Source organism: Streptomyces sp. NPDC031670 (genome assembly GCF_055580545.1).
The window spans coordinates 44,810-63,469 of sequence record NZ_JBVILC010000010.1; the positions used below are offsets into that span (position 1 = coordinate 44,810).

The 18,660-nt window shown below is 68.6% G+C and carries 16 protein-coding genes; 14 read left to right on the top strand and 2 right to left on the bottom strand.

From position 1 onward, the window contains the following. Positions 1-22 precede the first annotated feature (22 nt). From ACZ5ID_RS20015 to tuf, 8 genes are all read left to right on the top strand, one after another. Positions 23-3,922, top strand: a complete 3,900-nt coding sequence (locus ACZ5ID_RS20015; protein WP_365107175.1) for a DNA-directed RNA polymerase subunit beta' — start codon at positions 23-25, stop codon at positions 3,920-3,922. 108 nt (positions 3,923-4,030) lie between these two features. Then, positions 4,031-4,351 carry a hypothetical protein gene (locus ACZ5ID_RS20020; RefSeq protein WP_468899549.1) on the top strand — a complete coding sequence of 107 codons (321 nt, stop codon included), beginning with the start codon at positions 4,031-4,033 and terminating at the stop codon, positions 4,349-4,351. Positions 4,352-4,580: 229 nt separating this feature from the next. Continuing rightward, positions 4,581-5,006: a helix-turn-helix domain-containing protein gene (locus tag ACZ5ID_RS20025; RefSeq protein WP_468899552.1), complete on the top strand. Its 426-nt coding sequence runs from the start codon at positions 4,581-4,583 to the stop codon at positions 5,004-5,006. A 246-nt stretch (positions 5,007-5,252) separates the two neighbouring features. After that, positions 5,253-5,783 (top strand): hypothetical protein, encoded by a 531-nt coding sequence (locus ACZ5ID_RS20030; RefSeq protein ID WP_468899554.1) that lies wholly within the window; start codon positions 5,253-5,255, stop codon positions 5,781-5,783. 270 nt (positions 5,784-6,053) lie between these two features. Beyond that, the gene (gene rpsL / locus ACZ5ID_RS20035) at positions 6,054-6,425 is read left to right on the top strand and encodes a 30S ribosomal protein S12 (RefSeq protein ID WP_007265893.1); all 372 of its coding nucleotides are present in this window, start codon (positions 6,054-6,056) and stop codon (positions 6,423-6,425) included. Positions 6,426-6,427: 2 nt separating this feature from the next. Beyond that, a complete protein-coding gene (gene rpsG / locus ACZ5ID_RS20040; protein WP_406555431.1) occupies positions 6,428-6,898 on the top strand; it encodes a 30S ribosomal protein S7 in 471 nt (156 codons plus the stop codon). 38 nt (positions 6,899-6,936) lie between these two features. Beyond that, on the top strand, positions 6,937-9,063 hold the full coding sequence (gene fusA, locus ACZ5ID_RS20045; RefSeq protein WP_468899558.1) for an elongation factor G: 2,127 nt from the start codon (positions 6,937-6,939) through the stop codon (positions 9,061-9,063). A gap of 163 nt (positions 9,064-9,226) precedes the next feature. Then, complete coding sequence (gene tuf / locus ACZ5ID_RS20050) at positions 9,227-10,420, top strand: elongation factor Tu (protein WP_101389597.1); 1,194 nt, start codon at positions 9,227-9,229, stop codon at positions 10,418-10,420. Positions 10,421-10,586: 166 nt separating this feature from the next. On the opposite strand, the gene ACZ5ID_RS20055 is transcribed toward tuf, so the two are convergent. Both ACZ5ID_RS20055 and ACZ5ID_RS20060 read right to left on the bottom strand, forming a co-directional pair. After that, the gene (locus tag ACZ5ID_RS20055; protein WP_468899561.1) at positions 10,587-12,731 is read right to left on the bottom strand and encodes a PIG-L family deacetylase; all 2,145 of its coding nucleotides are present in this window, start codon (positions 12,729-12,731) and stop codon (positions 10,587-10,589) included. A gap of 237 nt (positions 12,732-12,968) precedes the next feature. Further along, positions 12,969-13,226 (bottom strand): hypothetical protein, encoded by a 258-nt coding sequence (locus ACZ5ID_RS20060; protein WP_468899563.1) that lies wholly within the window; start codon positions 13,224-13,226, stop codon positions 12,969-12,971. Between the two features lie 255 nt (positions 13,227-13,481). Between ACZ5ID_RS20060 and ACZ5ID_RS20065 the strand changes: the two genes are divergently transcribed. The 6 genes from ACZ5ID_RS20065 to rpsJ all read left to right on the top strand — a co-directional run bounded on the left by ACZ5ID_RS20065 (position 13,482) and on the right by rpsJ (position 18,647). Then, entirely contained in the window at positions 13,482-13,826 is a 345-nt protein-coding gene (locus ACZ5ID_RS20065) for an SseB family protein (RefSeq protein ID WP_468899566.1), read from the top strand. Further along, positions 13,823-14,458, top strand: coding sequence for a hypothetical protein (locus tag ACZ5ID_RS20070; RefSeq protein WP_468899569.1), 636 nt, complete (start codon positions 13,823-13,825; stop codon positions 14,456-14,458). Before ACZ5ID_RS20065 ends, ACZ5ID_RS20070 begins: the two co-directional genes overlap by 4 nt. Next, positions 14,458-16,158: a putative T7SS-secreted protein gene (locus tag ACZ5ID_RS20075; RefSeq protein WP_468899572.1), complete on the top strand. Its 1,701-nt coding sequence runs from the start codon at positions 14,458-14,460 to the stop codon at positions 16,156-16,158. Before ACZ5ID_RS20070 ends, ACZ5ID_RS20075 begins: the two co-directional genes overlap by 1 nt. Positions 16,159-16,202: 44 nt before the next feature. Further along, the gene (locus tag ACZ5ID_RS20080) at positions 16,203-16,472 is read left to right on the top strand and encodes a YrhB domain-containing protein (RefSeq protein WP_468899575.1); all 270 of its coding nucleotides are present in this window, start codon (positions 16,203-16,205) and stop codon (positions 16,470-16,472) included. 37 nt (positions 16,473-16,509) lie between these two features. After that, entirely contained in the window at positions 16,510-17,817 is a 1,308-nt protein-coding gene (locus ACZ5ID_RS20085; protein ID WP_468899578.1) for a YrhB domain-containing protein, read from the top strand. Between the two features lie 521 nt (positions 17,818-18,338). Then, complete coding sequence (rpsJ, locus tag ACZ5ID_RS20090; protein ID WP_003948644.1) at positions 18,339-18,647, top strand: 30S ribosomal protein S10; 309 nt, start codon at positions 18,339-18,341, stop codon at positions 18,645-18,647. The last annotated feature ends 13 nt before the right edge of the window (positions 18,648-18,660 follow it).

Below are 18,660 nucleotides of genomic sequence, written 5' to 3' on the forward strand. Positions count from 1 at the left end.
CCGAAAGAGGGATTGACGACAAGTGCTCGACGTCAACTTCTTCGACGAGCTGCGGATCGGCCTCGCCACTGCTGACGACATCCGTCAGTGGTCCCACGGTGAGGTCAAGAAGCCGGAGACCATCAACTACCGCACCCTCAAGCCCGAAAAGGACGGACTCTTCTGCGAGAAGATCTTCGGTCCGACCCGGGACTGGGAGTGCTACTGCGGCAAGTACAAGCGCGTCCGCTTCAAGGGCATCATCTGCGAGCGCTGTGGCGTCGAGGTCACGCGCGCCAAGGTGCGCCGTGAGCGGATGGGCCACATCGAGCTTGCCGCTCCCGTGACCCACATCTGGTACTTCAAGGGCGTCCCCTCGCGCCTTGGCTACCTGCTCGACCTCGCGCCGAAGGACCTCGAGAAGGTCATCTACTTCGCCGCGTACATGATCACGTTCGTGGACGAGGAGCGCCGTACGCGCGACCTGCCGTCGCTGGAGGCGCATGTCTCCGTCGAGCGCCAGCAGATCGAGAACCGCCGCGACGCCGACCTCGAAGCCCGCGCCAAGAAGCTCGAGACGGACCTCGCCGAGCTGGAGGCCGAGGGTGCCAAGGCCGACGTGCGCCGCAAGGTGCGCGAGGGTGCCGAGCGCGAGATGAAGCAGCTGCGCGACCGTGCGCAGCGCGAGATCGACCGTCTGGACGAGGTCTGGTCGCGCTTCAAGAACCTCAAGGTCCAGGACCTCGAGGGCGACGAGCTGCTCTACCGCGAGCTGCGTGACCGCTTCGGCACGTACTTCGACGGCTCGATGGGTGCCGCTGCCCTGCAGAAGCGCCTGGAGACCTTCGACCTCGACGAGGAGGCCGAGCGCCTCCGCGAGATCATCCGCACCGGCAAGGGCCAGAAGAAGACCCGTGCGCTCAAGCGCCTCAAGGTCGTCTCCGCGTTCCTGCAGACCAGCAACAGCCCCAAGGGCATGGTGCTGGACTGCGTGCCGGTCATCCCGCCGGACCTGCGTCCGATGGTGCAGCTGGACGGTGGCCGCTTCGCGACCTCCGACCTGAACGACCTGTACCGCCGCGTGATCAACCGCAACAACCGTCTGAAGCGTCTGCTCGACCTCGGTGCCCCCGAGATCATCGTGAACAACGAGAAGCGGATGCTCCAGGAGGCGGTCGACGCCCTCTTCGACAACGGCCGTCGCGGTCGCCCGGTCACGGGCCCCGGCAACCGTCCGCTGAAGTCCCTCAGCGACATGCTGAAGGGCAAGCAGGGTCGATTCCGTCAGAACCTGCTCGGTAAGCGTGTGGACTACTCCGCGCGTTCCGTGATCGTCGTCGGTCCGCAGCTGAAGCTGCACCAGTGCGGCCTGCCCAAGGCCATGGCGCTGGAGCTCTTCAAGCCGTTCGTGATGAAGCGCCTGGTGGACCTGAACCACGCGCAGAACATCAAGAGCGCCAAGCGGATGGTCGAGCGCGGTCGCACGGTGGTCTACGACGTCCTCGAAGAGGTCATCGCCGAGCACCCGGTCCTGCTGAACCGTGCGCCCACGCTGCACCGCCTCGGCATCCAGGCCTTCGAGCCCCAGCTGGTCGAGGGCAAGGCCATCCAGATCCACCCGCTCGTCTGCACCGCGTTCAACGCGGACTTCGACGGTGACCAGATGGCCGTCCACCTGCCGCTCTCCGCGGAGGCGCAGGCCGAGGCCCGCATCCTGATGCTGTCCTCGAACAACATCCTCAAGCCGGCCGACGGCCGGCCGGTGACGATGCCGACGCAGGACATGGTCCTGGGTCTGTTCTTCCTCACCACGGACGAGGAGGAGCGCCAGGTCAAGGGTGAGGGCCGCGCCTTCAACTCGACCGCCGAGGCGATCATGGCGTTCGACGCCCGGGAGCTCTCGCTCCAGGCGAAGATCGACATCCGCTTCCCGATCGGCACCGTCCCGCCCCGCGGCTGGACCCCGCCGGTGGACGAGGACGGCGAGACGACCTGGCAGCAGGGCGACTCGTTCCGGCTGCGCACCTCCCTGGGCCGCGCGCTCTTCAACGAGCTGCTGCCCGAGGACTACCCGTTCGTCGACTACTCGGTGGGCAAGAAGCAGCTCTCCGAGATCGTCAACGACCTGGCCGAGCGCTACCCCAAGGTCATCGTGGCGGCGACGCTCGACAACCTGAAGGCGGCCGGCTTCTACTGGGCGACCCGTTCCGGTGTCACCGTGGCCATCTCCGACGTCGTGGTCCCCGAGGCCAAGAAGGCGATCGTCGCGGGCTACGAGGCGCAGGACGAGAAGGTCCAGAAGCAGTACGAGCGCGGTCTGATCACCAAGGACGAGCGCACGCAGGAGCTCATCGCGATCTGGACCAAGGCGACCAACGAGGTTGCCGAGGCGATGAACGCGAACTTCCCGAAGACGAACCCCATCTTCATGATGGTTGACTCGGGTGCCCGAGGAAACATGATGCAGATGCGTCAGATCGCGGGTATGCGTGGTCTGGTGTCGAACGCGAAGAACGAGACCATCCCGCGTCCGATCAAGGCGTCCTTCCGTGAGGGCCTCACCGTTCTGGAGTACTTCATCTCCACGCACGGTGCCCGTAAGGGTCTGGCGGACACCGCCCTGCGTACCGCCGACTCGGGTTACCTGACCCGTCGTCTGGTGGACGTCTCGCAGGACGTGATCATCCGCGAGGAGGACTGCGGCACCGACCGCGGCCTGAAGCTGAAGATCGCGGTCAAGGGCGAGGACGGTGTGCTCCGCAAGACGGAGGACGTCGAGACCTCGGTCTACGCCCGGATGCTCGCCGAGGACGTCGTCGTCGACGGCAAGGTCATCGCGCCGGCCAACGTGGACCTCGGTGACGTGCTCATCGACGCGCTGGTCAACGCGGGCGTCGAGGAGGTCAAGACCCGCTCGGTCCTGACCTGTGAGTCGGCCGTCGGCACCTGTGCCTTCTGCTACGGCCGCTCGCTGGCCACCGGCAAGCTGGTCGACATCGGTGAGGCGGTCGGCATCATCGCCGCCCAGTCCATCGGTGAGCCCGGTACCCAGCTGACGATGCGTACCTTCCACACCGGTGGTGTGGCCGGTGACGACATCACCCAGGGTCTGCCCCGTGTCGTCGAGCTCTTCGAGGCTCGTACGCCCAAGGGTGTCGCCCCGATCTCGGAGGCGGCCGGCCGCATCCGGATCGAGGAGACGGAGAAGACCAAGAAGATCGTCGTCACCCCGGACGACGGCAGCGACGAGACGGCGTTCCCGATCTCCAAGCGTGCCCGTCTGCTCGTGGGCGAGGGCGACCACGTCGAGGTGGGCCAGAAGCTCACCGTGGGTGCCACCAACCCGCACGACGTGCTGCGGATCCTCGGTCAGCGCGCGGTCCAGGTCCACCTGGTCGGCGAGGTCCAGAAGGTCTACAACTCGCAGGGCGTGTCGATCCACGACAAGCACATCGAGATCATCATCCGGCAGATGCTGCGCCGTGTGACGATCATCGAGTCCGGCGACGCGGAGCTGCTGCCGGGCGAGCTCGTCGAGCGCTCGAAGTTCGAGACCGAGAACCGTCGTGTGGTCACCGAGGGCGGTCACCCCGCCTCCGGCCGTCCGCAGCTGATGGGTATCACCAAGGCCTCGCTGGCGACGGAGTCCTGGCTGTCGGCCGCCTCCTTCCAGGAGACGACCCGAGTCCTGACGGATGCGGCGATCAACGCCAAGTCCGACAGCCTCATCGGCCTCAAGGAGAACGTCATCATCGGTAAGCTCATCCCGGCCGGTACGGGTCTGTCCCGCTACCGCAACATCCGGGTGGAGCCGACCGAGGAGGCCAAGGCCGCGATGTACTCGGCCGTCGGCTACGACGACATCGACTACTCGCCGTTCGGCACGGGCTCCGGCCAGGCCGTTCCGCTGGAGGACTACGACTACGGTCCGTACAACCAGTAAGGCGTACGTCTGCTGAAGGGCGCCCACTCCGTTTCACACGGGGTGGGCGCCCTTCGGCGTATCGTGGGTGGCGCTTGTCGAACGCATATTCGAAAGGCGGTGCGGCCGATGGGGATGAGCGCCCAGGAGCGGTTGGTGGACGTGGTGGTGGCCGCGGTGGAGGTGGCGGCCGAGGCGGGTGAGTCCGGTACGTACACCGCCGATGTCGGCCGCACGCTCGGGGCGGTCGTGGCGAAGGTGGGGGCGCGGATCGCGATCGACGGGGAGGCGCGGGGGTTCTCCAGTGGGTGGCGGGAGGCGGTGGCGAGTATGTCCGGGGGTGGCTCGGGCGGCTCCGGCGGCTCCGGTGGCTCCGGCGCCTCCGGTGGTGGGGTGCGGGTCGTACGGATGCCGGTGCGTGGGGGAGAGGGGGAGGTCACGCCGGGGTGACGGGCTTCTGCGGGACCGTGGCGTGGGCGCGTCGGTGGCGTGTCGGGGGAGTCGCGGTGGAGTTGCGGGGGCGCACGCTGGTCGCGTGCGAGCGTGCGCGCAAATAGGGATGAGAGCGGCAAGCCCCGGAATCCCGCCACAAAATCCTTACAGCGCTGGCCGGGCCAGTCATTAATTCCTTGCGCGCAAGCGCGATAGTCTGGTCCTCGCTTCGGAGGGAGGCGATCACATGACCAGCAGCGAGCTTGACCGGTTCGCGGCCTGGATCGAGGACCTGATCCGTAGGCGCGGCTTCGACATCGACGGCCCGCGTGGTGGCGGCCGGTCGCGCCTCGCCGACGAGGCGGGGGTGCACCGGGCTGCCGTCACCCGGCTGCTGCAGCGCCAGAGCATGCCGGACCTGGAGACGACGCGGCGGCTCGCACATGTGCTGGAGGTGCCGGTGCGGGAGATGCTGATCCGGTCCGGACGGCTCACGGAGGAGGACCTCCCGCTGCCGGCCGGGCGGGGGGCGGCGGCGGGGCGTTCGCTCACGCTGGAGGAGGCGGCCGTGGGGCTCGGGGTGCCGCCCGAGCAGCGGGCGATGTTCATCAGGGTGGCGGGGCAGTTCCTGCCGGACGCGGGGGCCGGTGCCGGGTCCGTGGAGTCGCGCTAGGCGCGTTGTTGTCGTTCGGCTGCGGGCCGGTGGGGGTTGCTCGCGCAGTTCCCCGCGCCCCTTCGGGGCCCGGCCCAGCACGGTCCGCAGGCAAACAAGGCGAACACCGGCCCTGACGTCCGGTGAGCCCGGCCCCGCCCCCGCGAGGCCCCCCGAGTTCCTGACTCGTCAGGGTGGCTCCTCGGGTGCGGACAGTAAGCTGGCACGGCCTGTCCTACTTCCCATGGACGCGAGAGAGAGCCGTGCATGGCTGAGAGCGACGGGATCTCCCGGTCCGGCGGGGCCGGGCGGGAGGTCGAGGGCCGGCCGCGCTCCTATGAGCCGTCCGAGGGGGCCGTGGGACTGCCCGTGGCCGCTCATGACCTGCCGGGGCTGCTCGCCGCCCTCGGGGTCCAGCTCGAACGCCACACCGCCGAGGAGCTCGTCGTCCTGCTGCGCGCCGAGGTCGAGGAGCGCGAGGTGCGCGCGTACGCGGCCGGCTGGCGGGACGCGGCGGCCCAGTACCAGCGGGCCCTGGACGAGACCGCCTCGGCCGCCCGTGCCCGCTCCTTACGCCGCGCCGGGCGCCGCCAGGGGCAGGGTGAGGGCGAGGTCATACCCCTGCGGCGCGAGCCGCCCGCCGAGCCCGGCCCCGCCACGCCCGAGCCGGAACCCGCGCGGCCCGGACTCGTACGCAAGAGTCCGCGCTCCAAGGCGCCCACGATCCCGCCGCTGGCCGCGCCCCGCCGCGAGCGCGACAGGGGCGGCGCCCGCCGTCCGGAGGAGGAGCCGGGGTGAGACGCGTCTCAGTGGGCCCGCGGGGTGTCCCGCGTGTGGGTATTTGTTTTGACCCAAGTCGATGAGGTAGGTACGCTCAGACCTTGTGCCTGGGGTGTGCCTGGGCTCCCCTGCGTGCCTACGTCCGCAGGACGAGCCAGATACGGCCACCGCAATCTGCGCTTTCTCCGTGCCCACGGCGGAAGCCCGCAGTATTCGACACACCCGACCGCGTGGGTCGGCGATGTTCCAGGTTAGTTTCACCAACGGCACACAGAAACCGGAGAAGTAGTGCCTACGATCCAGCAGCTGGTCCGGAAGGGCCGGCAGGACAAGGTCGAGAAGACGAAGACGCCCGCGCTTGAGGCTTCGCCCCAGCGTCGTGGTGTCTGCACGCGTGTGTTCACCACCACCCCGAAGAAGCCGAACTCGGCGCTGCGGAAGGTCGCGCGTGTGCGTCTGACCTCCGGCATCGAGGTCACTGCTTACATCCCGGGTGAGGGACACAACCTGCAGGAGCACTCGATCGTGCTCGTGCGTGGTGGCCGTGTGAAGGACCTGCCGGGTGTTCGTTACAAGATCATCCGCGGTGCGCTTGACACGCAGGCTGTCAAGAACCGCAAGCAGGCCCGCAGCCGCTACGGCGCCAAGAAGGAGAAGTAAGAATGCCTCGTAAGGGCCCCGCCCCGAAGCGCCCGGTCATCATCGACCCGGTCTACCAGTCTCCTCTTGTCACGTCGCTGATCAACAAGATCCTGCTGGACGGCAAGCGCTCCACCGCCGAGCGCATCGTCTACGGCGCCATGGAAGGCCTCCGCGAGAAGACCGGCGCCGACCCGGTCATCACGCTGAAGCGCGCGCTGGAGAACGTCAAGCCGTCCCTTGAGGTCAAGTCCCGCCGTGTCGGTGGCGCGACCTACCAGGTGCCGATCGAGGTCAAGCCCGGCCGCGCCGCGACCCTCGCGCTGCGCTGGGTCGTGGGTTACTCCCGCGCCCGCCGCGAGAAGACCATGACCGAGCGCCTGATGAACGAGCTTCTCGACGCTTCGAACGGCCTCGGTGCGGCCGTCAAGAAGCGTGAGGACACGCACAAGATGGCCGAGTCCAACAAGGCCTTCGCGCACTACCGCTGGTAGTCGCAACCCACATCGAGACCGAGAGAAGACTGAGCCTTATGGCCACCACTTCGCTTGACCTGGCCAAGGTCCGCAACATTGGGATCATGGCCCACATCGACGCGGGCAAGACGACCACCACTGAGCGGATCCTGTTCTACACCGGCGTCTCGTACAAGATCGGTGAAGTCCACGACGGCGCTGCCACGATGGACTGGATGGAGCAGGAGCAGGAGCGCGGCATCACCATCACGTCCGCCGCGACGACCTGCCACTGGCCGCTCGAGGACGTCGACCACACCATCAACATCATCGACACCCCGGGTCACGTGGACTTCACGGTCGAGGTGGAGCGTTCGCTCCGCGTCCTCGACGGTGCCGTCACCGTGTTCGACGGTGTCGCCGGTGTGGAGCCGCAGTCCGAGACGGTGTGGCGCCAGGCCGACCGTTACGGCGTGCCGCGCATCTGCTTCGTCAACAAGCTCGACCGCACCGGCGCCGAGTTCCACCGCTGTGTCGACATGATCGTGGACCGCCTCGGCGCGACCCCGATCGTCATGCAGCTCCCCATCGGTGCCGAGGCCGACTTCAAGGGCGTTGTGGACCTGGTCCGCATGAAGGCCCTGGTCTGGTCCGCGGAAGCGACCAAGGGCGAGATGTACGACGTCGTCGACATCCCGGCCACGCACACCGAGGCCGCTGAGGAGTGGCGCGGCAAGCTGGTCGAGACCGTCGCGGAGAACGACGAAGAGATCATGGAGCTCTTCCTCGAGGGCGTCGAGCCCACCGAGGAGCAGCTGTACGCCGCGGTCCGTCGTATCACCATCGCGTCCGGCAAGGGCGGGGAGACCACGGTCACCCCCGTCTTCTGCGGCACCGCGTTCAAGAACAAGGGTGTTCAGCCCCTGCTCGACGCGGTCGTGCGCTACCTGCCGTCGCCCCTGGACGTCGAGGCCATCGAGGGCCACGACGTCAAGGACGCCGAGGTCGTCGTGAAGCGCAAGCCCTCGGACGACGAGCCGCTCGCCGCGCTCGCGTTCAAGATCGCGAGCGACCCGCACCTCGGCAAGCTCACCTTCATCCGGATCTACTCCGGTCGCCTGGAGGCCGGCACCTCGGTGCTGAACTCCGTCAAGGGCAAGAAGGAGCGCATCGGCAAGATCTACCGTATGCACGCGAACAAGCGTGAGGAGATCGACGCGGTGGGCGCCGGCGACATCGTCGCCGTCATGGGCCTGAAGCAGACCACCACCGGTGAGACGCTGTGCGACGAGAAGAACCCGGTGATCCTGGAGTCCATGGACTTCCCGGCGCCGGTCATTCAGGTCGCCATCGAGCCCAAGTCCAAGGGTGACCAGGAGAAGCTGGGTGTCGCCATCCAGCGTCTCGCGGAGGAGGACCCCTCCTTCCAGGTGCACTCGGACGAGGAGACCGGCCAGACCATCATCGGTGGTATGGGCGAGCTCCACCTCGACGTCCTCGTCGACCGTATGCGTCGCGAGTTCAAGGTCGAGGCGAACGTCGGCAAGCCGCAGGTCGCGTACCGCGAGACGATCCGCAAGGCCGTCGAGCGTCACGACTACACCCACAAGAAGCAGACCGGTGGTACCGGTCAGTTCGCGAAGGTGCAGATCGCGATCGAGCCCATCGAGGGCGGCGAGGCGTCGTACGAGTTCGTGAACAAGGTCACCGGTGGCCGCATCCCCCGGGAGTACATCCCGTCGGTGGACGCGGGTGCGCAGGAGGCCATGCAGTTCGGCATCCTGGCCGGCTACGAGATGACTGGCGTCCGCGTCATCCTTCTCGACGGTGGCTACCACGAGGTCGACTCCTCCGAGCTCGCGTTCAAGATCGCCGGCTCGCAGGCCTTCAAGGAGGCCGCGCGCAAGGCTTCCCCGGTGCTCCTTGAGCCGATGATGTCCGTCGAGGTCACCACGCCCGAGGACTACATGGGTGAAGTCATCGGTGACATCAACTCCCGCCGTGGCCAGATCCAGGCCATGGAGGAGCGCAGCGGCGCTCGCGTCGTGAAGGGCCTCGTGCCCCTCTCGGAGATGTTCGGCTACGTCGGAGACCTCCGCAGCAAGACCTCGGGTCGCGCAAGCTACTCGATGCAGTTCGACTCCTACGCCGAGGTTCCGCGGAACGTCGCCGAGGAGATCATCGCGAAGGCCAAGGGCGAGTAACTCTTCGGAGTCCACCCGCTTTAGGCTTGTCACCGGAAGTCCGGCGGGGCATTCGCCGCAGTGCGAGAGTATTGCGGCGAATGCCCCCGGACCCGGCATCCCAGCAAAGATCACCTGGCGCCGATGAAGCAAGGCGTACAGAACCACTCCACAGGAGGACCCAGTGGCGAAGGCGAAGTTCGAGCGGACTAAGCCGCACGTCAACATCGGCACCATCGGTCACATCGACCACGGTAAGACGACCCTCACGGCCGCCATTACCAAGGTGCTGCATGACGCGTACCCGGACCTGAACGAGGCCTCGGCCTTCGACCAGATCGACAAGGCTCCCGAGGAGCGCCAGCGCGGTATCACCATCTCGATCGCGCACGTCGAGTACCAGACGGAGTCGCGTCACTACGCGCACGTCGACTGCCCGGGTCACGCGGACTACATCAAGAACATGATCACGGGTGCGGCGCAGATGGACGGCGCCATCCTCGTGGTCGCCGCCACCGACGGCCCGATGCCGCAGACCAAGGAGCACGTGCTCCTGGCCCGCCAGGTCGGCGTTCCGTACATCGTCGTCGCCCTGAACAAGGCCGACATGGTGGACGACGAGGAGATCCTGGAGCTCGTCGAGCTCGAGGTCCGTGAGCTCCTCTCCGAGTACGAGTTCCCGGGCGACGACCTGCCGGTCGTCAAGGTCTCGGCGCTCAAGGCCCTTGAGGGCGACGCCGAGTGGGGCCAGACCGTCCTCGACCTGATGAAGGCCGTCGACGAGTCCATCCCGCAGCCCGAGCGTGACGTCGACAAGCCGTTCCTGATGCCGATCGAGGACGTCTTCACGATCACCGGTCGTGGCACCGTCGTCACCGGTCGTATCGAGCGTGGTGTCCTCAAGGTCAACGAGACCGTCGACATCATCGGCATCAAGACCGAGAAGACCACCACCACGGTCACCGGCATCGAGATGTTCCGCAAGCTGCTCGACGAGGGCCAGGCCGGTGAGAACGTCGGTCTGCTCCTCCGTGGCATCAAGCGCGAGGACGTCGAGCGCGGCCAGGTCATCATCAAGCCGGGCTCGGTCACCCCGCACACGGAGTTCGAGGCGCAGGCGTACATCCTGTCGAAGGACGAGGGTGGCCGTCACACCCCGTTCTTCAACAACTACCGCCCGCAGTTCTACTTCCGTACCACGGACGTGACCGGCGTCGTGACCCTCCCCGAGGGCACCGAGATGGTCATGCCGGGCGACAACACCGCCATGACGGTCGCGCTGATCCAGCCGGTCGCCATGGAGGAGGGCCTCAAGTTCGCCATCCGTGAGGGTGGCCGGACCGTGGGCGCCGGCCAGGTCGTCAAGATCACGAAGTAATTCGTGTTCTGACCTGGTGAGCTCGCGTAGCTCGCAGTAACGGGGAAGGGGCCCCGCACCGAGAGGTGCGGGGCCCCTTCTTCGTTTTCCGGTCGCGGGCCGCGCCGGGTCACCCGCGCCCATCCGGCGGAACCGCGCATGTCACGGCCCCGCGCCCCTGAGGGGCTCAGCCCACCGCGCGGACCGGCGGGGACGGGGACCCCAGGGACCAGACCCACGGTCTTCCGTCCACGCCCAGGCCCACGGCGACGGGCCCGCGGGCGCTGAGGTGCAGGGCCGGGGCACCGACCGGGACGGCGCCCTCGGTACGGGTTCGGGGCGCGCCGCCGACGAGCGCCTGCACCCGGCCCTTCACGTCCTTGCCGAGCACGACGAGTCCGCCGTCCTTGGCCGACAGGAGCGCGCTGACCGGCCCGTACCCGTCGAAGGGCTTCGGGGGCGCGGTACGGGCGGTCCCGTCCGCGCGGACGGAGACGAGCCGGGGGTCGGCCGGGGCGAGCCCCTTGCCCTTGGTCTTCCGGGGGTCGGTGAGGGTCCGGTAGAGCAGCTGTACGCCGCCGCCGGGCAGGGCCACGGCCGCGGGAGCGTCGACGGCGAGCGGCAGCAGGGGCCCCTTCACCGGGGCGAGGGGCGCGCCCGGCGAACTCTGCGTCCAGTGGTGCACGAAGTCGTACCCGGGCGCGAAGACGTGCACGCACCCCCGGGCGTCCACGGTGACGCCGAGGCCGTCCTGCACGGTCTCCCCGCCGAGCGCGCGCCACGGCCCCCACGTCCCGTCCGCCTCCCGCACCCGTGTACTGATCCCCTTGTCGGCGTCGCGTACGAACAGGTGGACGCGGCCGTCCGGGGCGGTGACGGCGACGGGGGAGCCGATGCGGCGCCCCCGGTCGCCGCCGGCCTCGGGGTTGCCGAGCCCCTGCCAGGCACGGAAGGCGCCGCCGGGCGCGGCCTGTTCCAGAAGCACGATCTCGCGGGTGTTGGCGCCGGCGCGTCCGGCTGTCGAGGCGAACCGCAGCCCGAAGAGCAACTGGCGCCCGTCCTTCAGGACGGCACCGCCGAGCACGGGCGCGAGCGGCCCGCCGCCGAGGTCCTCGGGGGTACCGAACCGGCCGCTGCCGGGCGCGGTCTCCCGCCACCGCACGGCGCGCAGCCCCAGCACCCCGTAGGCGGTGAGCCGCCCGTCGGGTTCGTCGCCGACGACCGGCCGGGGCCCGGGGTAGCGGTAGTGGGTGGAGCGCACCCACCCCTTCCAGTTGGTCAGCGGCCGGTTCCCGCCGACGTTGTAGTCCCCGCAGCCGCCCGGGTTGCCGCACCGCCAGTCGGGGGCGCCGCCGTAGGGCCGCAGGTGCGCGGCCTTCTCGGCGAGGACGGCGGGCGGCAGGTTCTTGGGCCAGTGCCGGTTGTAGTACGCGCGGTACGAGGTGACGGCGAACCCCGGGACCGCCCGGCCGTGCCGGGTCGCCCGGGCGACGTACCGCACCATCCCCGCCCAGGCGAAGGAGGCGGCGGCGGTGTGATCGGCGTGGTCGGCGTACCCCGGCTGCTCGCTGTCGTGCTGCCGGGCCTTCTCGGTGCTGTGCTGGATGTCGGGGTCGGGGTCCAGGGTCTGGACGAGGGTGGGCGCGTACGTGTCGAGCAGCCCGGCGACGACCTCCACGAGTCCGTCGTACGTGTACGGGGCCGCCGCCGTCAGCGGGGAGCCCTCGGCGATGACGACGGGCAGGGAGAGCGCCCGGTCCTCCCAGAGGCTGGGCAGCCCCATCCGGCCGCCGCGCAGGGTGTGCATGGCGGTGTTCACGAACACGAGCTCGACGTGGCGCCCGTTGTGGGTGAGCGTGTCGACCTCGGCGCGGTGCCCGCCGCGCAGCTCCCGTACGGACTTCTCCCACGGCGTGAAGAGCGGCAGCCCGAGCAGCGAGGCGTAGGCCTGGCGGAGGCCCTGGTGGCGGGCGGAGGAGTAGGCGGCCTTGTCGTGGCCCCGGTCGGCGGGATCGCTGACGATCCGGTTGTCCCCGTTGGCCTCGCCACCGGTGAGATACACGCTGACGACCCTGGCCCCGCCGTCGAGGGCGTGCTGGGTGTCCGGGTTCATGAAGTACAGGTCGTCGTCGGGGTGCGCCACGATCTGCAGGAGCACGGCACCCCGCCCGGCGGAGACGGGCTGGCCGGGGGCGGCGGTGGGGGTGTCGTGGGGGTGCCGGTGGCTGTCGGGCACGGAACACGCGCCGACGAGCCCCGCCGCGCCGACGACGGCGGCACCCCCGAGCACGGCACGCCTGCTGGGCCCCCGCCCCTTGAATGCTCCGAACACGCGCGTTCCCCGTTCCCGTCCATTTCTTCCGGTCTTTGGTCGCCGGATTAGACGGGGGGAAGGGGGGCGGGGTTGCTCGGGGGAAATGTTAATACGGATGGATGTGGATCAGAGGGGAATTGTTTTCCCGAATTCCTCTTGGTCGCCATTCCGTATTCACCTTGCGGGCCCGGTAGCTCCGATCACGTCGGGTCTGGGCTGGCCTGGCCTGGGCTGGCCTGACCTGGGCTGCTCGGCTCACTCCTCCGCGAAGATCTCCTCAATGGCGACGGCGGTGATGGCGCGGTCGAACCAGCGGCTGAGGGCGTCGAGGTCGCCGCAGCCGGAGATGCGCTCGCGGGCCTCGGCGGGGACCTCGACTCCGCGGCGGTCCAGCAGATGCAGGATGTCTTCGGCGCGGCTCTCGGCGATGCCCTGGACGCGTCCTTCCGTACGGCCCTCGTCCCGGATCTCCTCCGAGATGGGGGACTTGAAGAAGGAGAGGTCGGCGGCCATCAGATTCCTCCACAGGTGTGAGGCCGGGCGCTTGCCCAGGCCCTGCGGCGGTTCGCCGTTGTGGGCCGTCGCGTGTCCGTCGGCCGTCGCCGCGGTCGTATCGCGCCGAGGTTAGGGCGCCACATGGTCATGCGACCGGCCGTGCGGGGACGTTCACCCTTGTGGGTGGGTGTCTCGGTGTTCGGCGCGTTCTCGGCCGGCCTCTGAGTAGGGGTACTCATGTCCCGGTCCGAGTGCCCTCAGTACCGTTTCCCCGTGGGTGCAGACATAGCGGAGTTCGCGAAAACGCTGGGGGCGTTCCGGCGTACCGCCGTCCTCGTGCCGCTCCTCGACGGGGGGTGCTGGACCGCGGACCGGGGTGGGGTGCGGTGGATCTGTGCCTTCTCCGACGAGGCCGCGCTCGCGCGGTTCGCGGTCGGGCGGGGGGAGGGTGCGCGGGAGTGGGCGTACCAACGGGTGCTGGGAGCACGGCTGTTGGACGTGCTGGTGCCCGCACTCGGGGTGCCCGCCGGGGTCGCCCTCGACGTCGGCAGTGAGCACGGCACCCTGTTCCCGCCGGTCGCCGGGATCGTGCCGGACAGCGCCGTGGTGTCGGCATGAGCGGCGACACCCCGGACCTCGCGGCTCCGAAGGCCGCGCTCGCGGCGATCACCGACGGCATCAACAGGACGCTCGGTGAGCTCAAGGACATCGGGATGGTGGGCCAGGGCTCACTGGGCCGGGGCTTCGCCGGACTGGCCCTGTCCGGCCTGGAGCTCGGCCACGCCGGGCTGACGGCCGAGTTCAAGGCGTTCTGCGACCGCTGGGAGTGGGGTGTGCGCGCCCTCGTCCAGGAGGGCAACGGCTTCGCGCACTCCGTGGGTCTGTCGGCGGGCCTGATCTACGAGCAGGAGCACTACGTGGGCGACACCTTCAAGGTGGTCGTCAACTCCGTCAACGGCAATCCCCACCTCAGCGAGGACGAGGTCGCCAGGAAGAGCATGGGCGACGTGTTGACGCAGGGGTGGTTCGACGGCGCGGACTACAGCGCCGACTCGTTCCGGCGGGCGCAGGCGGACGTCGAACGGACCTGGGACAACACCGGGTACGACGTACAGGCGGGCGTGATGGACCGGATGACCGACCTCGGTGTCGTCGACGAGCGGACGCGCGCGAACCTGGACGAGGTGTCCCGGCGGGCCCTCGACCCCGACCAGGAGGTCATCGACCGCGCGCACGGGAAGCGGGACTGATGCCGGACTGGGGGAAACTGGCCAACTCGGGCCTCGACAAGGTCGAACACGGGCTCGACCGGGTCAAGAAGAAGGTCGGCGAGGGCGTCGACTGGACCGCCCACGCGTTGGGGGACGGGCTCGAATACATCGGAGCCGACGGGATCGCCGACACCGTCGAGGACTGGGGTGACGACTTCGCGTCCGGCCTGGGCGCGGACGTCGCCGAGCAGCAGCTCGGCCAGACCGAAGAGGCCGACGAGCTGGTCCACGGCGATCCGGGCACGATCCGTGGCACCGCGCGGCACCTCAGCACCTTCCGGGGTGCCTTCGAACGTGTCGGCCAGGGCATGAAGGCCCTGGACTCGTCCCACTGGAAGGGCGAGGCGGGTGACGCGTTCCGCGCCAAGTTCGCCACCCACCCGGTGAGCTGGCTGCACGCGGCGGACGCCTGCGAGAAGGCGGCTGCGGCGCTGGACGCGTACGCCACCTCGGTCGACTGGGCACAGGGCAGGGCCATGGAGGCCGTCGCGCTCTACAAGGAAGGCAGGAAGGCCTCCGAGGCGGCCCGCGACGACTACAACAAGGCGGCCGAGGCGTACAACGCCAAGCTGGAGGCGGCGCAGGACCCGGGCCCGCGTCCCGCGCCCTTCAGCGACCCCGGCAAGGCGCAGCGGGAGCGCGCCGCCGAGATCCTGCGGGACGCCCGCCGCCAGCGGGACGAGGCGGCGGAGGAGGCCAGGGCCGCGGTGACGGCCGCCCTGGCGCACGCCCCGAAGAAGCCCCCGGCGCTCAGCCGCGCCACGGCCGACCTCACGGACTCGGTCGTGGGCAGCGGCATCGAGCTGGCGCACGTCGGCGGGGGCGTCGCCAAGGGCACCGCCGGCCTGCTCGACTTCGTCCGTGGCGTCGACCCGCTGGATCCGTACAACCTCACTCACCCCGCCGACTACTACAAGCACCTCAACATGACCCTCGCGGGCCTGGCCTCGGCCGCGGCTCAACCGGACCGCACGTTCGACGACATGTGGGAGTCGGCCAAGAAGGACCCGAGCGAGTTCGGGGGGCGGATGGTGCCGGAGCTGCTGGGAGGAGAGGGCGGGGGGCTGCTCAAGGGGGTGGTGCGGGCAGGAGCGAAGGACAGTGCGGAGGGGGCTGCCGGTGCTCTTGCCCGCCCCGGCGAGGGGGCTCTCCGTCCCGAGGCCGCCGCGCCGAAGGACTGGAGCGGTCTTGCCAGGGAGGCACCCGGCATCACCGAGAAGGCCATCCACGCAGACTCGGTTCCGGCGCATCTGGCGGAGGAGTTCATCGACAACCAATATCCTTGGCTTCGGGACGTCAACAACACGGGAGAGCCCGGATATCTGCAAAACTGCTCCCACAATGTGGTGGCGGTGGATAAGCGCCTTGACGGCATCGAGGTTTCCGCTGCTCCGAGGGAATTTCCTGACCATCCACCGCCGGAGGCGCTGGGGATAAGAGATCGCGGTCCGGGCGTCTATGACGGGGTGGACAGCTATGACGAGTTGATCAGGGATTTGAAGGAGCGTGGAGTAGGTGCGAGGAGCATCGTTTACATAGGGCGACCGGACCGCAGTGCCCACGTATTCAACGCGGTGAATACGCCGGGCGGCGTAGTATTTCTGGACGGACAAACGGGCTATCTGGCGCGGCTTGAGCCGGGGGTGTCGATCAGTCATATTCCCTACAGAAACCCCTGAATCCCGGCGTCAGCGTTTTAATGGAATCGATGGGAGAGTCGGTCTTGACTGCCAAGGAGGCGGCGGTCGCTGCCGCGCTGGAATTTCTTTCGGCCACGCCGATCGGCAGCCAGTACACACTGGTGATGCTGCCGGAGGAAAGCACGGAATACGACAAGGCTTGGGCTGTGTCATTCGACTCTCAGGAGTACATCGACACCCAAGACCTTTCTCGTGCGCCCTTCGTGCGTGTAGTGATCGTACCCAAGGATGGATCTCGGCCCCACTTCCCGCCGTCTCATATTCCCGTACGGGAATACGTCGAGCAGCTCTGATCAACACGTTCTCCAATCCGCAGGAGGCTGGAAATCCGTGAGTGTGTCTCCCGACCGGTCGGCACTTGCATGGCTCGACCAGACCTATGGAGGGCTCGTCGGACTCGCTGACCGGCACCCGGTTTTCGAGGATTCCCATGTCTGGGTCCTCCCCTGCAGGTCTCTGCGGCAGCCGGGTTACCCCGAGACGCCCATGCTGGCGGCTTCGGTCGTCGTGCCGAAGGACGGCAGGCCGCCGTTCCACCCGGCCTGCGGTCAACCGATGGAGGACATCGCCGCCTTCGGTCGCTCATCGACGCGGTACACGCTCACGTCGCAGGCCCGGAAGCTCAATGTCCGTGGATGTGTGGTCTCGCTCGACGCGCGAATGAACGGTGCGGTCGCAACCCCCCTGCCGTGGTCTCCGGCGCACGAGGCACCGGGTTGGTGGCAGCTGCTGATCCGGCGCCACTTCCCGCAGGCCGGGCAGACGGAATGTCCGGACTGGGACAGCGTGATCTCCGCTGCGAAGCGTGCGGGGGAGGGGACGCGCGGCGTCGTCTGGGTCCGTCGTGAGCTGGGTGGACACGAAGCCAGCGGCCATGTGCTCTTTGTGCACAACAACCAAGGCAATGTGGTTGTCCTCGACGCTCAGGCCGGGGGTCTCGCGCGCCTGGAGACCCAGGGCATCCGATCCCTGATGTTCGCGCACTATCTGCCTCTTGCTCCGGCGCCGGCACCTGTCGAGGCTGGTCCGGACCGCCGGGCGATCGACTTCCGCGGCGCGCTGGAAAAGGCGCGCGCATGGCTGCGCACCACTTACGGTGACGAGGTTGAACTGGTAAACCCGGGCCTTTCCGATGAAATGGCGCGCGGATGGCTGTTCTCCTGCAATACGAAGCGGTACCTGTCCGGGGGCGACTGGCGTTACGGCATGGTCGATGCGGCGATTGTCGTCCCCAAGAGCACGGAGGCCCCGTTCTGTCTTCCCCATGCGGGCCCATGGGAATGGCTGGCCCGCTGGAATCAGGGCGAAACCCCTGGAACGGGCGGCCTGCCCCTGCCGCAGGATCCGGGCGACGCGGCGTGGCTGCCAGGTGTGCTGCGCTCGCTCGGACCCGTCCTGGACGCCGCGGAGCATGAAGGGTGGGAGTCCGCGCTCGACGCCTTGCAGAATCTGCCGCCGGGCGGCCGTGCGCTGGTGTGGGTGCGGCGGCGTGACCGGAGAGGCCGCGAGACCACCGGCCTCGCGCTGAACGCGACGCGCGAGGAGAAGGGTGTCCGGCTCCTCGACGGACAGGACCCCGGGGCGCCTGTCGCGGGCCTCCCTGACGCCTGGAAGCTGCATGTCCTTCGGTACCGCTGACGTGAACACCCAGGACGGTTGTACCGGGAGTGGGCTGGGAGGACCGGACTGATCCGGCTCGGGGCGGCACCGGGGTCCTGGATGCGCCGGGTGCGCACCGCCCCGCCCAGTGCTCACCCCATGTGACGTGGGGTACGATCCTCGGCTCGATTGGCCAGGGCCCGGCCGGGTGTGGCAGACTGTCGGGGTTGCTCGGTTGAGTGCCGATGCTGCGCGCCTCCCGCCGGGAGGACCGGAAGCGAGTCCCACAGTACTCGTCGCCCCATCTGTCGCCTGCGGCAGCGCTGAGGCGGACGTACGGGAATCTTCCGGGAAGTGTCAGCGGGGCTCCAGCCAGGCGCCCGGTGGGTGTTCTGCCCCCGTTCGCGAGGTCCACGGCCCGCATCCCCTTGGTTGGGAAATCCTGTATGGGATTTCTGCGTAGAGGGAGTGCGACACGCCCGACCGCGTGGGTCGGAGGCGGAGGCCAGGAGAACCCCCGGGTTCCAGAGCGTTACGAGACAAAGGACTACTAGGTAGCCATGGCGGGACAGAAGATCCGCATCCGGCTCAAGGCCTACGACCACGAGGTCATCGACTCCTCGGCGAAGAAGATCGTCGAGACGGTGACGCGCACTGGTGCGTCGGTCGCGGGCCCGGTGCCGCTGCCCACTGAGAAGAACGTGTACTGCGTCATCAAGTCGCCGCACAAGTACAAGGACTCTCGCGAGCACTTCGAGATGCGCACGCACAAGCGCCTCATCGACATCCTCGACCCCACGCCGAAGACGGTTGACTCGCTGATGCGCCTCGACCTCCCGGCCGGTGTCGACATCGAGATCAAGCTCTGAAGGGACGGGCCGA